Annotated in this window: 13 protein-coding genes and 2 pseudogenes; 9 read left to right on the top strand and 6 right to left on the bottom strand. The window is 43.9% G+C overall.

Annotated features, from left to right (window positions below; all coding sequences use genetic code 11):
- The first annotated feature begins 12 nt into the window (after positions 1–12).
- The 3 genes from MHI51_RS08720 (at position 13) to MHI51_RS08710 (ending at position 3,714) form a co-directional block, all read left to right on the top strand.
- Entirely contained in the window at positions 13–1,695 is a 1,683-nt protein-coding gene (locus MHI51_RS08720; protein WP_036684397.1) for an alpha-glucosidase, read from the top strand.
- 145 nt (positions 1,696–1,840) lie between these two features.
- Positions 1,841–2,704 (top strand): AraC family transcriptional regulator, encoded by an 864-nt coding sequence (locus MHI51_RS08715; protein WP_179087039.1) that lies wholly within the window; start codon positions 1,841–1,843, stop codon positions 2,702–2,704.
- A 158-nt stretch (positions 2,705–2,862) separates the two neighbouring features.
- Positions 2,863–3,714 (top strand): DegV family protein, encoded by an 852-nt coding sequence (locus tag MHI51_RS08710; protein ID WP_076126458.1) that lies wholly within the window; start codon positions 2,863–2,865, stop codon positions 3,712–3,714.
- 64 nt (positions 3,715–3,778) lie between these two features.
- Here the strand turns inward: MHI51_RS08710 and MHI51_RS08705 are convergent, their stop codons facing one another.
- From MHI51_RS08705 to MHI51_RS08685, 5 genes are all read right to left on the bottom strand, one after another.
- Positions 3,779–5,416: an ATP-binding protein gene (locus MHI51_RS08705; RefSeq protein WP_076218404.1), complete on the bottom strand. Its 1,638-nt coding sequence runs from the start codon at positions 5,414–5,416 to the stop codon at positions 3,779–3,781.
- Between the two features lie 209 nt (positions 5,417–5,625).
- On the bottom strand, positions 5,626–6,327 hold the full coding sequence (locus MHI51_RS08700) for an ABC transporter permease (RefSeq protein WP_232061220.1): 702 nt from the start codon (positions 6,325–6,327) through the stop codon (positions 5,626–5,628).
- Positions 6,311–7,231: an ABC transporter ATP-binding protein gene (locus MHI51_RS08695; RefSeq protein ID WP_076126453.1), complete on the bottom strand. Its 921-nt coding sequence runs from the start codon at positions 7,229–7,231 to the stop codon at positions 6,311–6,313. Before MHI51_RS08695 ends, MHI51_RS08700 begins: the two co-directional genes overlap by 17 nt.
- Before the next feature lie 117 nt (positions 7,232–7,348).
- Positions 7,349–8,284, bottom strand: a complete 936-nt coding sequence (locus tag MHI51_RS08690) for a sensor histidine kinase KdpD (protein WP_076277543.1) — start codon at positions 8,282–8,284, stop codon at positions 7,349–7,351.
- Positions 8,284–9,000, bottom strand: coding sequence for a response regulator transcription factor (locus MHI51_RS08685; protein WP_076277544.1), 717 nt, complete (start codon positions 8,998–9,000; stop codon positions 8,284–8,286). The genes MHI51_RS08690 and MHI51_RS08685 overlap by 1 nt, the downstream gene beginning before the upstream one ends.
- A gap of 158 nt (positions 9,001–9,158) precedes the next feature.
- On the opposite strand from MHI51_RS08685, the gene MHI51_RS08680 reads away from it, so the two are divergent.
- The 6 genes and pseudogenes from MHI51_RS08680 (at position 9,159) to MHI51_RS08655 (ending at position 15,998) form a co-directional block, all read left to right on the top strand.
- Positions 9,159–10,130 carry a phosphodiester glycosidase family protein gene (locus tag MHI51_RS08680; protein WP_076277545.1) on the top strand — a complete coding sequence of 324 codons (972 nt, stop codon included), beginning with the start codon at positions 9,159–9,161 and terminating at the stop codon, positions 10,128–10,130.
- Entirely contained in the window at positions 10,127–11,140 is a 1,014-nt protein-coding gene (locus tag MHI51_RS08675; protein ID WP_341001608.1) for a bifunctional glycosyltransferase family 2/GtrA family protein, read from the top strand. Before MHI51_RS08680 ends, MHI51_RS08675 begins: the two co-directional genes overlap by 4 nt.
- 641 nt (positions 11,141–11,781) lie before the next feature.
- Positions 11,782–12,601: pseudogene (locus MHI51_RS08670) on the top strand (SpoVR family protein); the annotation flags it as partial.
- Positions 12,602–12,864: 263 nt separating this feature from the next.
- A complete protein-coding gene (locus MHI51_RS08665) occupies positions 12,865–13,500 on the top strand; it encodes an FMN-dependent NADH-azoreductase (RefSeq protein ID WP_405174049.1) in 636 nt (211 codons plus the stop codon).
- Between the two features lie 151 nt (positions 13,501–13,651).
- Positions 13,652–14,188 carry a TetR/AcrR family transcriptional regulator gene (locus tag MHI51_RS08660; protein WP_405173770.1) on the top strand — a complete coding sequence of 179 codons (537 nt, stop codon included), beginning with the start codon at positions 13,652–13,654 and terminating at the stop codon, positions 14,186–14,188.
- Positions 14,189–14,608: 420 nt separating this feature from the next.
- Positions 14,609–15,998 (top strand): annotated as a pseudogene (locus MHI51_RS08655) (SpoVR family protein).
- A 61-nt stretch (positions 15,999–16,059) separates the two neighbouring features.
- Here MHI51_RS08655 and MHI51_RS08650 read toward each other — a convergent pair.
- A complete protein-coding gene (locus MHI51_RS08650) occupies positions 16,060–16,500 on the bottom strand; it encodes a GNAT family N-acetyltransferase (RefSeq protein WP_076277659.1) in 441 nt (146 codons plus the stop codon).
- Between the last annotated feature and the right edge of the window lie 214 nt (positions 16,501–16,714).

Raw genomic sequence — 16,714 nt, 5'->3', positions numbered from 1 at the left:
GAGTGATTTTGAATGAACAGAACCTTTTGGAAAGAAGCCGTTGTCTACCAAATCTATCCCCGCAGCTTTCAAGATAGCAATGGTGACGGGATTGGAGATCTGCAAGGAATCATTTCACGTCTGGATTATTTGCAAAAGCTAGGTGTCGACGTAGTTTGGCTGTCACCTGTATATAAATCGCCAAATGACGATAACGGTTATGACATCAGCGATTATCAAGATATTATGGATGAGTTCGGCACATTGCAGGATTGGGAAGAATTACTGACTGGATTGCACGCCCGTGGCATAAAACTAATGATGGACCTTGTAATCAATCATTCCTCAGATGAGCATCCTTGGTTCGTAGAATCCCGTTCTTCAAAAGATAATCCATATCGCGATTACTACATTTGGCGTCCGGGTGGACCAGATGGTGAGCGCCCCAACAATTGGAGTTCTGTATTCAGCGGCCCGGCTTGGGAACTGGATGAAACCACTGGTGAATACTATCTGCATCTGTTTTCGCGCAAGCAACCGGATCTCAACTGGGAGAATCCGCAGCTGCGTGAGGAGTTATACAAGATGATCACCTTCTGGCTCGACAAGGGTGTGGATGGTCTACGAATGGATGTAATCAATATGATTTCCAAAGTGGAAGGTCTCCCTTCCTCTCATAGAGACGGCCTTGCTCCCGGGGAACTTGCTTGGGGCGGCGAATATTATATGAATGGACCACGTGTTCATGAGTTTTTACATGAAATGAATGACAAAGTGTTATCCAACTATAACATTATGACTGTCGGCGAGACTCCTGGCGCTACAGTTGAAGATGCCATCCTTTACACGGACGAGGAACGCAAAGAGCTGCAAATGGTATTCCAATTCGAGCATATGGATGTGGACTCGGGTCCTGACGGCAAATGGGACGTAGCCCCGTGGACGTTGTCGAAGCTGCGCGATATTCTTCATAAATGGCAAGTGGGTCTGGCGGATAAGGGTTGGAATAGTCTTTATCTTAACAATCATGACCAGCCACGTATGGTCTCAAGATTCGGGGATGACGGTAAGTATCGTGTGATCTCTGCCAAAATGCTCGCTACCTTACTGCACACGCTGAAAGGGACACCCTATATTTATCAAGGCGAAGAAATCGGGATGACTAATGTAAAGTTCACAGCCATTGAACATTATAAAGACATTGAAATCCTCAATATGTATCGCGAAAAGGTTACCGAAGGCGGCGCTGATCCTAACAGCGTGCTAAACGCTATTCATATCAAAGGCCGTGATAATGCGCGCACTCCGATGCAATGGGATGATTCTGCGAATGCCGGCTTTACTGAAGGGGAGCCGTGGCTCAAAGTTAATCCGAACTACAAGGAAATTAACGTGGAGCAGGCCCTGGCGGATTCGGATTCCATCTTCTATTATTACCAAAGGCTGCTTGCTTTGCGCAAAAAAAATCCGATCATGGCTTATGGCGAATACAAGCTACTTTTGCCAGAGCATGAGGATATTTATGCCTATACGCGTACTCTGGATGACGAGAAGTGGCTAGTGCTGCTCAATTTCAATGAGGTTCCACAGACTGTTGATCTTTCCGCAGAGCTAAGTAAGGCTACGGAACTTATTATTGGAAATTACCCTGATGATGCACCCACACGGGAATTATTACGACCTTATGAAGCAAGAGTGTATCGATTGAAAGACTAACTTTGTCTATCTTCCTGAGTTATACTATTTAGGATGATTTTTTATGAGATTATCCTTCTGCCTGCTACCTGTCATTAAAGAGCACGGAATAACAGGATTTTGCAAATGCAGCCTGATAGTATGAACTTAAAGGGAGATGACGGACTTGGAATGGCTTATCCGCATGAAAGAAGCTTTAGATTATATGGAGAGCAAGATGGAGGAATCTGTGACCATTGATGAAATCGCCAAGGTTGCTTACTCCTCCCCCTTTCATTTCCAGCGCATGTTCAATATGCTTACCGGAGTATCTATTAAAGACTATATCCGTAAGCGCAGATTAACTCTGGCTGCACAGGAGCTTGCTATTTCTAAAGTTAAAGTGCTGGATGTTGCACTGAAATACGGATATGACTCGCCCGAGTCGTTTGCCAAAGCATTCCGCAAGGCACATGGAATTACTCCTTCTGCTGCGCGGGAGTCAGGGGTACAGCTCAAGGCTTTCCCTAGACTCTCCTTCCATCTATCACTGAAGGGAGATAAAGAAATGGACTACAGAATTGAGAAAAGAGACGCTTTTAATGTTATCGGACTAGTAGAGGAAATGACAACGAAGGATGGGGAGAATCTGCGCCGCATCCCTCAGTTGTGGATAGAAGCTAATGAAAATGGTACGTCGGATAAGCTGATTGAGCTCGGTGAAGATAAGGATTTATTAGGCATCTGCTCTGACATGAACCATGATAAAGAAACCTTCTCCTATTGGATCGCTGTCGAAGCTACTCCAGAGACTGATGCACAGGGCTTTGCTTCTACAACAATCCCAGCTGCAAGTTGGGCTGTGTTCACCTCAGTAGGGCCGATGCCTGATGCGATCCAGCAGGTATGGGCACGCATTTTCCAGGAGTGGTTCCCTTCCACAGGCTACGAGCACACAGGCGGACCTGAGTTTGAGCTATATCTTCCAGGGAGACCAGACGCAGAGGACTATCGCTGTGAGATATGGATCCCTGTTACGAAAAAAGAATAGAACTAAAAAGACTATCGAAATCCCGATAGTCTTTTTTCTTGTGATTGCCTACTATTTCATTTTGAGAATTGGCATAGTCTTGGTATAATAAATAGATTATGTAGTTCTATAATGATTATTGATTATTGTCATCCGAATTATCGGTGAAGGAGAATTTCATGTCTACTGTAAAAATATTTTCAGACAGCACTTCCGATTTACCTCAAAACTGGAAGGATACTTATGACATCGGCATCGTTCCTCTTTATGTTGTATTTGAAGAAGGTACCTACAAAGATGGTGAAGATATTACACCCGAGGAAGTGTATCGCCGTGTAGCCGCTAGTGGAGTATTGCCGAAAACGGCAGCACCTTCGCCAGCAGATTTCATTGCTGCATTTCAACCCGTGATTAGCAGCGGACAAGATATTGTATATATCAGTCTCTCCTCCTCACTATCCTCTACATATCAGAATGCACTTTTGGCTGCCGGGGAATTTCCTGAGGGACGCGTACAGGTTATAGATTCACAAACCTTGTGCGGAGGCATTGCCCTCCTTGTTATGAAGGCTGTCAGAGCTGCTGAAAAGGGCCACTCTGCCGTAGAGATTGCAGCCATGCTGGAGCACAGCCGCAGCCTTGTGGAAACTGAATTCGTTGTGGATACGCTAGATTACTTATATATGGGTGGACGCTGTTCAGGCATGCAGAACTTCATCGGTAGTCTGCTCAAAATCCGTCCTGTTCTTAGACTGGTAGATGGAAGCATCATACCTACCAGCAAAATCCGTGGCAAAAAAGAAAAAGCTGTGGAACAAATGCTCCAGAACGCTTTGGTTCATGTCGATCGAATGGATAATGAGTTACTCATCGTGGTCCATACCTTGGCGGAAGAAGATGCGCTCTATCTGGAGGCAGCACTACGAGAGAAAACTCAAGTTAATGAAATAGCAATCCTCCATGCGGGTTGTGTAATTGGCAGCCATTGTGGGCCGCATACTGTAGGTCTCATGTATATGCTTCAGGACTAATAACACACAAATCTCCGGCCATTGCTTCTTAAGCAAATGGACCGGAGATTTGTGTGTAACCCCCCTAGTTTGAAGTTACTTCCAGCTCTATATCTTCTGCTCTGCAAGGCAACATAAAACGAAACGTAGAACCGTGATTCTCTTCACTTTCTACAAAGATCGTCCCACCCATCAGCTCCACAAGCTGCTTGCAAATCGCCAGTCCCAAGCCTGTGCCTCCATATTTACGGTTTATGGACGGATGCAGCTGTGAGAAAGATTGAAACAATAGATTGAGTTTGTTACCGGCAATTCCTACACCTGTATCCCGCACTGAAAATTCCAACAAAAATTCTTGTTCATCAGATAGTGGAATGTTCTTCACCGATAGGGTCACGCTCCCACGTTCCGTGAATTTCAGCGCATTGCCTACCAGATTCACGACAATCTGCCGCAAGCGGATCGGATCAGCAATGATTATGGTTGGAACGCTAGTATCCATCCACCAACGTAATGCCAGCTTCTTCTCTTCCGCTTTCGGTGCAAATAAATCAATGACGTCTGAGATCATCTCGCGGAGATCAAACTTCTCGGATTGCAGTGACATTTTACCTGCTTCCATTTTGCTGAAATCAAGAATATCATTCAAGATCTGTAATAACGTATAACTACTGCTGCGTAAAATCTCGGCATAACCTCGCTGCTCTTCTCCAAGTTCAGTATCCAACAATAGATCAGCCATTCCGATCATCCCGTTCATCGGCGTCCGAATTTCATGGCTCATCATCATTAAGAAATCAGATTTGGCTTGCGCTGCCTGCTCTGCTGATTCTTTCGCACGAATGATTTCTCGCTCATTCGTAATATCACTGAAGGCAATAACCGCACCTGCGATCAGCCCTTCATCAATAAGAGGTGCTACCCGATAATTAACAAAAAAACTGGTGCCATCCTTACGCCAGAAGATCTCATCATCTTTCTTGCGGATGACTCCATCCTCTATCGTAAGACTAATCTGGCAATCAGGTGTCGAATAACGCGAACCATCACCTTGGATATGATGGATATAATCCATAAGCTTCAAACCCATCAATTCTGTTGGTTGGTAGCCTAACATATCCGCTGCCTCACGGTTAATAAATAGAGCACGCCCCGTTGTATCCAGCACAAAGATTCCCGCGGAGACGGAATTCAGAATGAGGCTCGATTGTTTATCCTTCACAGCTACTATTGAGCTATCTTTGGAGCTTATCTCCACTTCGCCCGTGATAGGTAATTCAGTATCTAAGGTGTCCGCTAATTCATCTAGCCAGTCTTGTAACAATTCCGCATGTAAAAGAGCGCTTCCGTTAGCCACTTGGGTAATCGCGAATACCCCGGCGATCCCTTCTTCCGTTCTGATGGGTAAAAGTTTAACGCCTACGCAATCCGAGCCTTTTTTGGGATTCTCTAAATCTTGTAGCTCAAAGCTTGAGGAGTTCCCCTGCAGAGCAGCCTCAAAACTAGCAATATTGCCAAGATTTTTTCTCTTTGCTGATATCGGACTTGTATTTTGCAACTTCGCTTCTGCGCTCAAGCCTAGATGAAAAGTTCGGTTGGTTCCTACGCAGCGACCTTGTCTATCCAGAACGAATATCAAATCAGGATGTTGGTCATATAACGATTTATAAGCGCTCTCTTCCGAAAGCAACCGTCTCAGAATGGACGTCCAGTCTTTATCCACAGTTCACATCCCCTCAGGCTCTCTCATCCATTATCATTACCCCTAAACGAGCAATGTTCATCTAAAATTTAAAATATATTTCATATCTATTATATCAAAATTACGGAAATCAGTCGTAGATAAACGTCAAATCCCCCCTTTATAACCCCAATCACGATGCTTTTTCATCGTTACAAAAGGGTTATAAAAGGGGGTGAATTCCGAATCTATTAGGCTATATCTTTATGTTCAATGTTGCGAATAGCCATATAGGCAATACCTGCTCCTAGCAATCCAAGTGAGATCGACACCGCCGCTAAATTACCTAAGCGAGCTTGATCAAATCCCCCAGAAATTAAGGAGGTAACTAACACAGCTGAGACGATGGTGGCAGGGACCGATTTTTTCTTCATTCCAAAGTACAATGGGATTAGAGCAATACCCGCTGCGTAAAAAGCGTTTGCGCCTAACTTAATCAGCTCTGAAGTGATTACATGAAGGGTCAGTTCACCCGGAATAAGCCCTGCAAAGGAATTGAATCCTATTAGGATAGCGCCGACTACAATGTCTGCCACGATTATGGCAACAAATGTGAAGGCGAACACTATCAATATTTTCGCAGTCATCAGCTTTTTACGTGAGATAGGATACATGAAGAGAAGAGTAATGGTGTTGTTCTTATACTCATCAATCACCAGCTTGCTAATAATAACCGAAGCGAAAATAATATAAGCAGCCTTTACAAAAACGAACACGCCCTCAAACAACTCTGCATAAGAAGCAAATGACGGTTCGCTCTCATTTTGATCAACGAATAAAACCATAATCATAAACGCAAGAATCGCAAGATTGACGATTGCTGCACCTGTAAGAAGCGTTTTTAGCTTATTCTTCCGAATTTCCAAAGATATTAATTTAAGCAATGCCTTCACCCCCAATCAATTGCAGAAAATGATCTTCCAGCGTATGTTGTTTTTTGCTGATACTTTCAATTTCCACATCTGCTAGCACTAACGCCTTATTCAGATCACGTTGTGAGATTCCACCGTCATATATTCTAACTGTAATATGGTCCAGCACTTTGAAATTATTAAGCCCAAGCTTATGCTCCAACACATACACTGCTTTATTAATCTCATTCGTAACCACTTCGATATATTCAGTATTTTGGCCACGAATGGAATCCATCGCCACTTCTTCTACCAGAGCACCCTGCCGGATCACACCGATCGTATCAGCAATCTGCTCTATTTCCCCCAGAATATGACTAGATACAAGTAACGTCATTCCATATTCACGGCTAAGCATCCGGAACACTTCACGCATCTCCTTGATTCCCACAGGATCTAGCCCATTAATCGGCTCATCCAAAATGAGCAGCTCAGGTTTCGTCATGAAGGCTCTGGCAATACCCAGACGTTGCTTCATCCCAAGTGAAAATTGCTTCACCGGCTTTTTATCGACACCTGTGAGCTTTACCAGCTCCAGCGCTTCACCAATCGCTTGCGGATCATAATAGCCCATGTACTCTCCGTGCAAAATCAGATTTTCTTTGGCTGTCAATTTATCATAAAACACTGGATATTCAATGATGCAGCCCATCCGCTTCAGCATTTCGTAAGAATGCTCAGTCATTTTTTCATTAAAAAATTCAATTTCTCCACTCGTAGGTTTAACGAGGTTCGTGACCATTTTCATCACGGTAGTTTTGCCAGCACCATTGGGTCCAAGAAACCCGTAAATTTCACCTTGCTTAATATTCATATTCACATTGCTGACGACTTCTTTACCTTGATAGGTTTTCGTTAAATTTCTTGTCCGAAGTATTGTAGTCAATTCCGCGCTCCCCTTTGTTTTCGTCTCGTCTTCCTTAGTTCTTATTGTACACAGCAGAATTTTCTTTTTTATTACTCGTTTCTTACGAAAATCTTAAGCTGCGCACAATTCTATTCCTTAGAAGCGTAATCTGCGAAAAGTAAGGGTAAACACCGTTCTCACATACGGCTGACTAACCAGTGTAATCGTTCCATTCATTTGCTCCGTTAATCTTTTGGTGATCGTCAGACCTAGACCGCTGCCTTGATAAGCCCGATTTCTTGAGTCTTCCAGCGTATACAGACGCTCAAATACTTTATCCTGGTGTACTTCACTGATGCCTTTTCCCCGGTCCCACACCTCTATGTATACTTTGTTCTCATCACTATAGAGCCTTAATCCTAATACGCTCCCAGCGTCGCCATAAGAAATTGCGTTCGACAACAGATTGGACAATATTCGATCAAGAGCCTCTTCATTTCCCATGAAGTAAACAGCCTCATCCGGAATCTCAATCTCCACCTCACTGCCCTTAGCGCTGAGGATATCATAGAAAGAAAGGATGTTGCGTCTGCATACTTCACCTGCCTCAACTCGTGAAAGCGCAATTTCCCGATCCCCAGACTCCAGCTTGGACAAATCAAAAAACTTGTTCATCAGCTGGATCACTTCATTGGCTTTTTGATGAATCATCTTCATCATTCGTTCCCGTTCCCCGGCCGGCAAATGTTCATCCTGTTGAATGGTCTCAATATAACCAAGCACAACCGTTAGCGGAGTCTTAAGATCATGAGAAATATTAGACAGCATATTACGCATGGATTTCTCCAGCCTAACGCGCTCAATGCTTCCTTTATGATTGATATCCAGCAGCCGGTTCAGGTCAATCAGCACGCTCTGCAGCTCCAAATTACCGCTGAACAGCAGCAATCTTTCATGTGAGCCTTCCTCCATAATGCTGCTTAACTTGTCATGCATATATCGCAAATCATTAGAAGCTTTACGCGAATTCTGATATTGCCACACAATGACGGCGAGTAAGAGCACAATGACAACACCTAGCACCGCTATCATTATAGCTGTTCTCCCAGCTTATACCCGATGCCCCATAACGTCTTAATGTATTCGGGATGGGAGGGATCGTCTTCTATTTTTTCACGCAATCTTCTCATATGTACATTAATGACGTTCTCATCCCCGAAATAATCATCCTCCCATACGCTCGCATAAATCTGCGCTTTGGTAAATACTCGGCCCGGATGCGTCACAAACAGCTTAAGAATATGAAATTCCTTCGACGTTAGCTTTACTTCTTCCCCGTTCTTCAACGCAGAGAAGTTATCTAAATCTACAGTCAATCGGCCAATGGAGATCATTTGCTTCACCGGAGCTTGATCTTCCACTTGGATACTGGGAGATGCATAACCTGCACGACGGATCGCTGCCTTCACCCTAGCCGCTAGCTCAATCATAGAAAAGGGCTTCGTAATATAATCATCCGCCCCAAAGCCTAACCCAAGCGCTTTATCTACATCACTGTCTTTAGCGGACATGATCAACACTGGAACCAGACTCTCCGCACGAATAGTCTGAAGAATGTCAGTCCCGCTACGCTTCGGCAGCATAAGGTCTAACAGTACAAGATCAAATGGACCACCGGTCCGAAATGTTCTCTCCGCTACTTCACCGTCAAATACAGCTTCAACCTCATAACCTTCTTTTACCAAATAAGACCTGACCATTTCACTGATTGCTTCGTCGTCCTCAATCAGCAGCACACGCTGTGGCATGTCCAAACCTCCCCGTAGTCGAAAACCTCTTCGTTAAATTATACCAATTTCCCGGAGCTCTTACTATTTCGGTTTTTATTTCAGCTTTAATTTCAGTTTCATTAAAGGTAGCCCAGGTATTATGGCCTTAACAACTTACAAAATGAGGTGATGCTTCAATGTTGAACAAGAGAAGTAAGCAAGCCTGGAGCTTCAAACGAAAGCTGCTGATCGTGATGATCATTGTCCTCCTGCTTCTCGGCACAGTGATATATAGTCTGGCAGATCGTTACTTAATCGAACATGTCGAAGTCGTAGTTGCGGATGATGCAGCTACAACTAGCAGCTCAGGAGCTACAGCCGTTACAACTGCCGAAGTTAACGCAACCTCTGACGACTGGAATTACTCCAGCGATGATATTCAGATCCAGATCGACCAAGTGCAGACCGGTTCCGGTTCAGACCAGATCACTTATTTTGTCGCTGATATCGTCCTCAAGGAAGCGAGCAGTCTGCGCACTGCTTTTGCCGACAACAGCTTTGGAACAAACATCACTGAGGATACCTCGGACATTGCTTCCGCGAACTATGCGATTTTTGCCATCAATGGTGATTACTATGGCTTCCGCAATGACGGAGTGATAATCCGTAACGGCACGGTGTATCGTGATGATCCTGTGCGGGATGCAATGGCGCTGTTCGATGATGGGACAATGCAAACCTATAACGAGGAAGAGATTTCTTCCTCTGAACTTCTGGCGCAAGGGGCCACCGATACCCTTTCCTTTGGTCCGATTCTGATTCAGGACGGGGAGATTGCCAGTGATTTCAGCAATGTCAAAATCGATACCAACTTCGGCAACCATTCCATCCAGAACGCGAATCCCCGCACCGCAGTTGGTATGATCGCACCAAACCATTATGTGTTTGTCGTAGTTGACGGGCGCAATGAAGGGTACAGCCGTGGGATGACCCTTACTGAGCTAGCTGATGTAATGTCCGACCTTGGCGCCACAGAAGCCTACAATCTGGACGGCGGTGGTTCATCCACTATGTACTTCATGGGACGGGTCGTAAATAATCCGCAGGGCAAAAACAAGGAGCGGGGCGTCAGCGACATTCTTTATATCAAGGAGGGTGCAACATCATGACTATACTGATCCCAGCCTATGAGCCAGATGAACGACTGCTCGATTTGATTTTACAGCTGCATAATTTCCAGCTCGAACCTATTGTTCTTGTGGATGACGGCAGCGGCCCGCACTACCGTGGAATCTTCGATATGGCAGAAGCATTCGGCTGCACTGTCCTAACCCATGAAGTCAACCTCGGAAAAGGATGTGCTCTGAAGACAGGGTTCCAGTATATTCAGGGGACTGGTCTGCCGGATTATGTAGTCTGCGCGGATAGCGACGGCCAACATCTGCCTTATGATATTAACCGAATCGTTGAATCTCTGCGGAACCAGACTACCCCGGGAATCGTACTCGGCAGCCGCCGGTTCACCGGAACCATTCCTCTGCGCAGCCGCTTCGGCAACTCGGTAACCCGGACGGTCTTTTCCTTAACTACAGGCACTAAGATTTATGATACACAGACTGGTCTGCGCGGCTACCCCCTATCAATGCTTGATTGGCTATGCCAGATTCCCGGCGAACGGTTTGAATATGAAATGAACATGCTGCTGACTGCCCATAAAGAGGGGTACACCATTACGGAAGAGTACATCGATACCGTCTATCTGGACGATAATAAATCATCCCATTTCCGGCCTCTGATGGACTCCTTCCGGATTTATCTGCCGATACTGATGTTCAGCACTTCTTCGCTGCTGTCAGCCCTGCTCGACTTCACACTCTTATTCCTGTTTCAGAGGCTCAGCCATAACCTATTCCTGTCCGTCGCGGCCGCGAGATTGTGCAGCTCTGTCTTTAACTATTCTATGAACCGAAAATACGTCTTCACAGACGGCAAACGCTCCAAGATTCAGGCATCGCTTCCCAAATATTTTGCGCTGGTGATCCTCGTATTGTTGTTCAACTATGGGCTACTCTATTTCTATAATGAAAAGCTGATTATTCCGCTTGTCGCCGCCAAGCTACTGACCGAGGCTTCAATCTTCCTATTCAGCTATTGGGCGCAACGGAGGTTTGTGTACTGAGGGTTTGGGTACTGAGGGTTTGGGTACTCTGGGGAAGGTTACGTTCTCTCGACTGCTTATGCTTGTGTGGTGAGCAATTGGGAATTTGTGAAGCAATAATTGGACACTTGTGGAGCACTTTTCGGACACTTATTGAGTACTAATCGGATACTTGTGGAGCTTCTATCGGGCACCTATGGAACTGCTCCTCGAACACATATGGAGCACCTATTGGGCACCTATTGAGCACCTATCGGACACAGATGACACTAATCGCAGTATTATTCCACTTTTGGTATGCTAACGGACCCCATTGCCGCTATTGGTAAGAAAGGCACCACATATGAGCCTCTTTTTGTGGGATAGCGTCTGTGGGGTCCGAAACCCTGCTCAAAACGCTGGAAATTTGCAAATAACGTCAGCTGAGTCCGAATTCACCGAGAAGGATACCGTTGATAGAATTCGCATACAAAAAAGCTAATGCTTCCTTCCAATAATGTATACAAAATCACATTATCTTTGCTCAAAAATTCAGAACGTCATACACTCATCTTCTCCCCCATATATATAAATGGAATAGTCCCGGACGTTGTCGCGGAACCTTTGCAGCCCTGTCAGAATAGGTTGCAGCATAAGCCCAAGCTGGAGGGAGAGAAAGATTCATACCAAGCGAAGAAATTAATGCGCTAGAGCGGGCCATTGCCGAGATTACGGAATAGCCACTGGCTTCGGTTTAGATTTTTATCCCATGCGTTATGAAATATGCCCCGCAGATATTATTTATACATTCGGCGCTTATGGAATGCCTACACGATTTGGACACTGGAGTTTTGGAAAAACCTTTCATAAAATGAAATCCCAATACGATTTCGGACTGAGCAAAATATACGAGCTCGTTATTAACTCCAACCCTTGTTATGCCTTCCTGCTGGATGGAAATTCACTGATTCAGAATAAGCTGATCGTTGCCCATGTGCTAGCGCACTGTGATTTTTTCAAAAATAATATGCGTTTCTCCATGTCCAACCGAGATATGGTCGAGAGCATGTCAGCTACAGCAGATCGGATTGCCGGTTATTCTGTAACTTACGGAACTGATGCTGTGGAGAGCTTCATCGAATCAGTGCTGGCTATCCAGGAGCATATAGACCCCAGTCTGATCCAGCCACGCAAGCTGGGCAAAACTCACCTACTGGAAGCTAAGATGAAGGAGCTCAAAGACGCCCCTCCAGGCGGCTCGAAATCATCCAATCCTTATGACGAATTATAGAATTTAGATAAAAGCAATACCGGGCCACAGGAAGCAACCTCTGGAAACCGTGCTTTCCCCCTGAGCCAGAAAAAGATATGTTCTGGTTTATCCAGCAATATTCCACTGTTTTGGAGGATTGGCAGCGTGACATTATGACGATGCTCCATGACGAAATGCTCTACTTCTGCCCACAGATGGAGACGAAGATCATGAACGAAGGCTGGGGTTCGGTCAGCTAAGGTGCTTACGCAAAAAGGCTCTCTACAAACGATGAAGCATCGTTTATGGAGAGCTTTTTTATTTCAGATTCATCCCCTTCGTGGATTGTGTCCGATTGGCCGCTTCTCTTTTTCCAAAACTATTTCAATCAATGCTAGCTGAGTGTTGGATTTGCAACAATTCAATAAAATTGATGGTTTGTTTAGTAGATTAATCGTTTTATACTAACTTTAACAACAATTGTTGTAAACATAAAAGAATAGAGGAGATTATTATCACTAAGGTATTATTTATTACAGCAAATCCAAATGACGAAAATCGTTCGTTTAGTATGGCAGCAGGAAAGGCATTTATTGAAACATATAAAGAGACAAACCCAACGGATGAAATCGTGACATTGGATTTATTCACAGAAGATATTCCAAATTTAGATGCAGATGTTATGAGTGGTTGGGGGAAACTTCGTGCAGGACAGCAAATTGACACTCTTTCAACTGAGGAATTAGCGAAAATTAGTCGCCTAAACGAAATTCTCGATCAATTTATTGCAACGGATAAAATGATATTCGTAACGCCGATGTGGAACTTCTCATTCCCATCCGTTGTGAAAACATACATCGATGCCGTAGCTGTACCTGGTAAGACGTTTAGATATACGGAGACTGGTGCTGTTGGCTTACTTCATGATAAGAAAGTGCTTCATATTCAAGCTCGCGGTGATTTTTATTCAGAAGGTCATTTAGCAGATGAAGAGCTAGGCGACCGATATTTAAAACATATTATGAACTTCATGGGTATTACTGAATATGAAGGTTTATTTATTGAAGGTCAAGCTAAAATGCCAAATAATGCTGAGAAAATTAAAGCAGCAGGCATCGAGCGTGCCAAGCAATTAGCACAAAGCTTCTAATCGTTTATTATCTTTATACTGCACTTCGTAGTCCATACAAAAAATGGACCATGAAGTGTTTTTTTTTCGAAGATTTTTTCTGTTATAATGGGGTCACCCATTAATCCAACAAGTGTCAAAAAGTATTAGTATTTTAAGAAGGAAGGTACAAATGAAAAAACAAGATCCACGGATTCAACGAACAAGAGAAAATATCATGAATGGTTTTATGAGACTGATTAAACAAAAAGATTTTAGTGATATTACCATTAGTGATATTACACAAGAAGCAGAGATTAACCGTTCAACATTTTACTATCATTTTGTGGATAAATACGATTTAATCGATGTGATTCAAAGAGAAGTTCTTACGAAAGAAATTTTTAATGAAGTAGCCTTACAAGAAGTCATCAATGAACAAACAATTATTATGTCCCTCCAAGCTATTATGAGTTCTCAAATAAATTTATCCTTACAATGTCAACATGCTCTTGAAGAATTCAAATCGAAAATGGACTATGAAATTAAACAACGATTGACGGAAACACTTCAAGCTTTATTAGATAAAGAGCATGGTGTGAAGGAAGAACATTATTTACTGGCTACATTTTGGAGTTGGGGCATCTACGGGGTTGCAATGGCTTGTGTAGAGGGGAAAGAAACTTTGCATACGGCGGTAAACCGTTTGACAAATATCATTTCAGGCTAGTATAGAAACCATTCTATAAATTCTCCACCCCATAGTTTCTTCTTTACTTCAAGATGCCTTGAAAATCTCTCTCTCTGTTATACTTTTCGTTTGTATTATCTTTGTTGGAGAAGAAGCGAATGACTTCAGTCATTTTCAACAATAAAGGTGTCCTGTCTCAACTTCAGCAAGCTCAGAAGGATCGCAAGGATGGAATTTCCACATACAGTGACTGCGAGGAAGAATTCGCCGAATTTCTGAATGAGGAATCATCTATTTATAAATACGTTTGGGTGGTGGCTACGATAGTTCCCCCGTCATATTGCCTCCCCTCCTCCCATATACATAGTATGAATAACATTTTTCGATACAGGTATCCGCATTTCATATAGGTTCTGCCCCATACAGGCGGTGCCCAGAGTAGGAAGGAGCGATAGATTCATGCCAAGCGAAGAAATTAATGCGCTAGAGCGGGCCATTGCCGAGATTACGGAAATAGCCACTGGCTTCGGTTTAGATTTTTATCCCATGCGTTATGAAATATGCCCCGCAGATATTATTTATACATTCGGCGCTTATGGAATGCCTACACGATTTGGACACTGGAGTTTTGGAAAAACCTTTCATAAAATGAAATCCCAATACGATTTTGGACTGAGCAAAATATACGAGCTCGTTATTAACTCCAACCCTTGTTATGCCTTCCTGCTGGATGGAAATTCACTGATTCAGAATAAGCTGATCGTTGCCCATGTGCTAGCGCACTGTGATTTTTTCAAAAATAATATGCGTTTCTCCATGTCCAACCGAGATATGGTCGAGAGCATGTCAGCTACAGCAGATCGGATTGCCGGTTATTCTGTAACTTACGGAACTGATGCTGTGGAGAGCTTCATCGATCAGTGCTGGCTATCCAGGAGCATATAGACCCCAGTCTGATCCAGCCACGCAAGCTGGGCAAAACTCACCTACTGGAAGCTAAGATGAAGGAGCTCAAAGACGCCCCTCCAGGCGGCTCGAAATCATCCAATCCTTATGACGAATTATGGAATTTAGATAAAAGCAATACCGGGCCACAGGAAGCAACCTCTGGAAACCGTGCTTTCCCCCTGAGCCAGAAAAAGATATGGTCTGGTTTATCCAGCAATATTCCACTGTTTTGGAGGATTGGCAGCGTGACATTATGACGATGCTCCATGACGAAATGCTCTACTTCTGGCCACAGATGGAGACGAAGATCATGAACGAAGGCTGGGCTTCCTACTGGCATCAGCGCATCGTTCGCGAACTAGATCTGACCGAAGAGGAAACTGTGGAATACGCAAAATTGAATTCATCCGTCGTGCAGCCCTCACGGCAAAGCCTGAATCCTTACTATCTGGGGCTGAAAATCTTTGAAGACATCGAACGCCGCTGGGACCGTGAGAAAATCTTTGAAGTACGTGAGTTGGAATCCGATACCTCCTTTATCCGCAGCTATCTGTCGAAGGAATTGGTGAACGACCTCGATCTTTATGTTTTTGAGAAAAAAGGCCCCGAATGGAAAATCACCGATAAAGCATGGGAAAATGTACGAGATCAACTGGTGCTCGCCCGGGTCAATGGCGGGTCTCCTTACTTGGTCATTGAGGACGCAGACTTCGAGAAGAATGGTGAATTATTTATAACTCATCGCTATGAAAGCATCGAGCTGGATCTGAAGTATCTGGAGCGCACACTCCCTCACATCTACTCTTTATGGGGGCGGACGGTTCATCTACAGACGGTTGTGGAAGACAAAAAGGCGCGTTTTTCATACGATGGCAAAAAGGTGCAGCGGAAGTTTATTTAAACTAAAAAAGCGGCAGACCTAAACGGGTATTAACACCCTGGTCTGCCGCTTTTTGCTATGACTAAAATGAGGATTCAGATTCTTTTAACGACTTCGAGAAATATTTTGGAGCCTCAACAAATCCTTGCCGGGCATAAAATCTATGCGCATCAGTTCTTCTAGAATGACAATGAACCTGAATTTTATCACAGTTTCTTTTTCTAGCTGAATCAGCGCAATACTCCTCAAGCTTTCGTCCAATTCCTTTGCTCCTAATGGAATTACTCACCACAAGATAACTTATAATTGCAGTCTCTCCTACCAGACCTAATTGGGGTATGTAATGCATGGAAATACAAGCCACCACTTTATCATCTTCCTCAAAAACCAATAATTCCTCGTCCGGATGCAGGATTAGCTTTTCTATTTTTTCTTGCATGAACACTTCTGTATCCGGATATCCCAACTGTTCTAATAATTCCGCTATGTCTTTCCAGTCATCAGCTCTCGCTTCTCTAATCATCTGCCCCACTCCCCGTTATTTTCGAATTACCTTTCTAATTGACTCTATTACACTACGGAAGATGATACTCGTCAAACATAAACTGATTAGATAAAAAAACACCCCAAAAGTATCATTGGTTTCCATATGGAGGTTCCAATGTTTTGGGGTGCAAATTCAATCATATACCCGATAAGATTAAGATGATAAGACTGAGCATTGTTTGAACAATTGA

Source organism: Paenibacillus sp. FSL H8-0260, assembly GCF_045040625.1.
GTDB classification, from domain to species: domain Bacteria; phylum Bacillota; class Bacilli; order Paenibacillales; family Paenibacillaceae; genus Paenibacillus_AQ; species Paenibacillus_AQ odorifer.
The sequence above is the reverse complement of the archived record's forward strand: the minus strand, read 5'-3'. Positions and strand labels throughout refer to the sequence as shown.

Coding starts and splice junctions, on each gene's coding strand:
- MHI51_RS08720 (WP_036684397.1), top strand. CDS start 13: ATGAACAGAACCTTTTGGAAAGAAGCCGTTGTCTACCAAATCTATCCC.
- MHI51_RS08710 (WP_076126458.1), top strand. CDS start 2,863: ATGTCTACTGTAAAAATATTTTCAGACAGCACTTCCGATTTACCTCAA.
- MHI51_RS08690 (WP_076277543.1), bottom strand. CDS start 8,284: ATGATAGCGGTGCTAGGTGTTGTCATTGTGCTCTTACTCGCCGTCATT.
- MHI51_RS08685 (WP_076277544.1), bottom strand. CDS start 9,000: ATGCCACAGCGTGTGCTGCTGATTGAGGACGACGAAGCAATCAGTGAA.
- MHI51_RS08680 (WP_076277545.1), top strand. CDS start 9,159: ATGTTGAACAAGAGAAGTAAGCAAGCCTGGAGCTTCAAACGAAAGCTG.
- MHI51_RS08675 (WP_341001608.1), top strand. CDS start 10,127: ATGACTATACTGATCCCAGCCTATGAGCCAGATGAACGACTGCTCGAT.
- MHI51_RS08660 (WP_405173770.1), top strand. CDS start 13,652: ATGAAAAAACAAGATCCACGGATTCAACGAACAAGAGAAAATATCATG.
- MHI51_RS08650 (WP_076277659.1), bottom strand. CDS start 16,500: ATGATTAGAGAAGCGAGAGCTGATGACTGGAAAGACATAGCGGAATTA.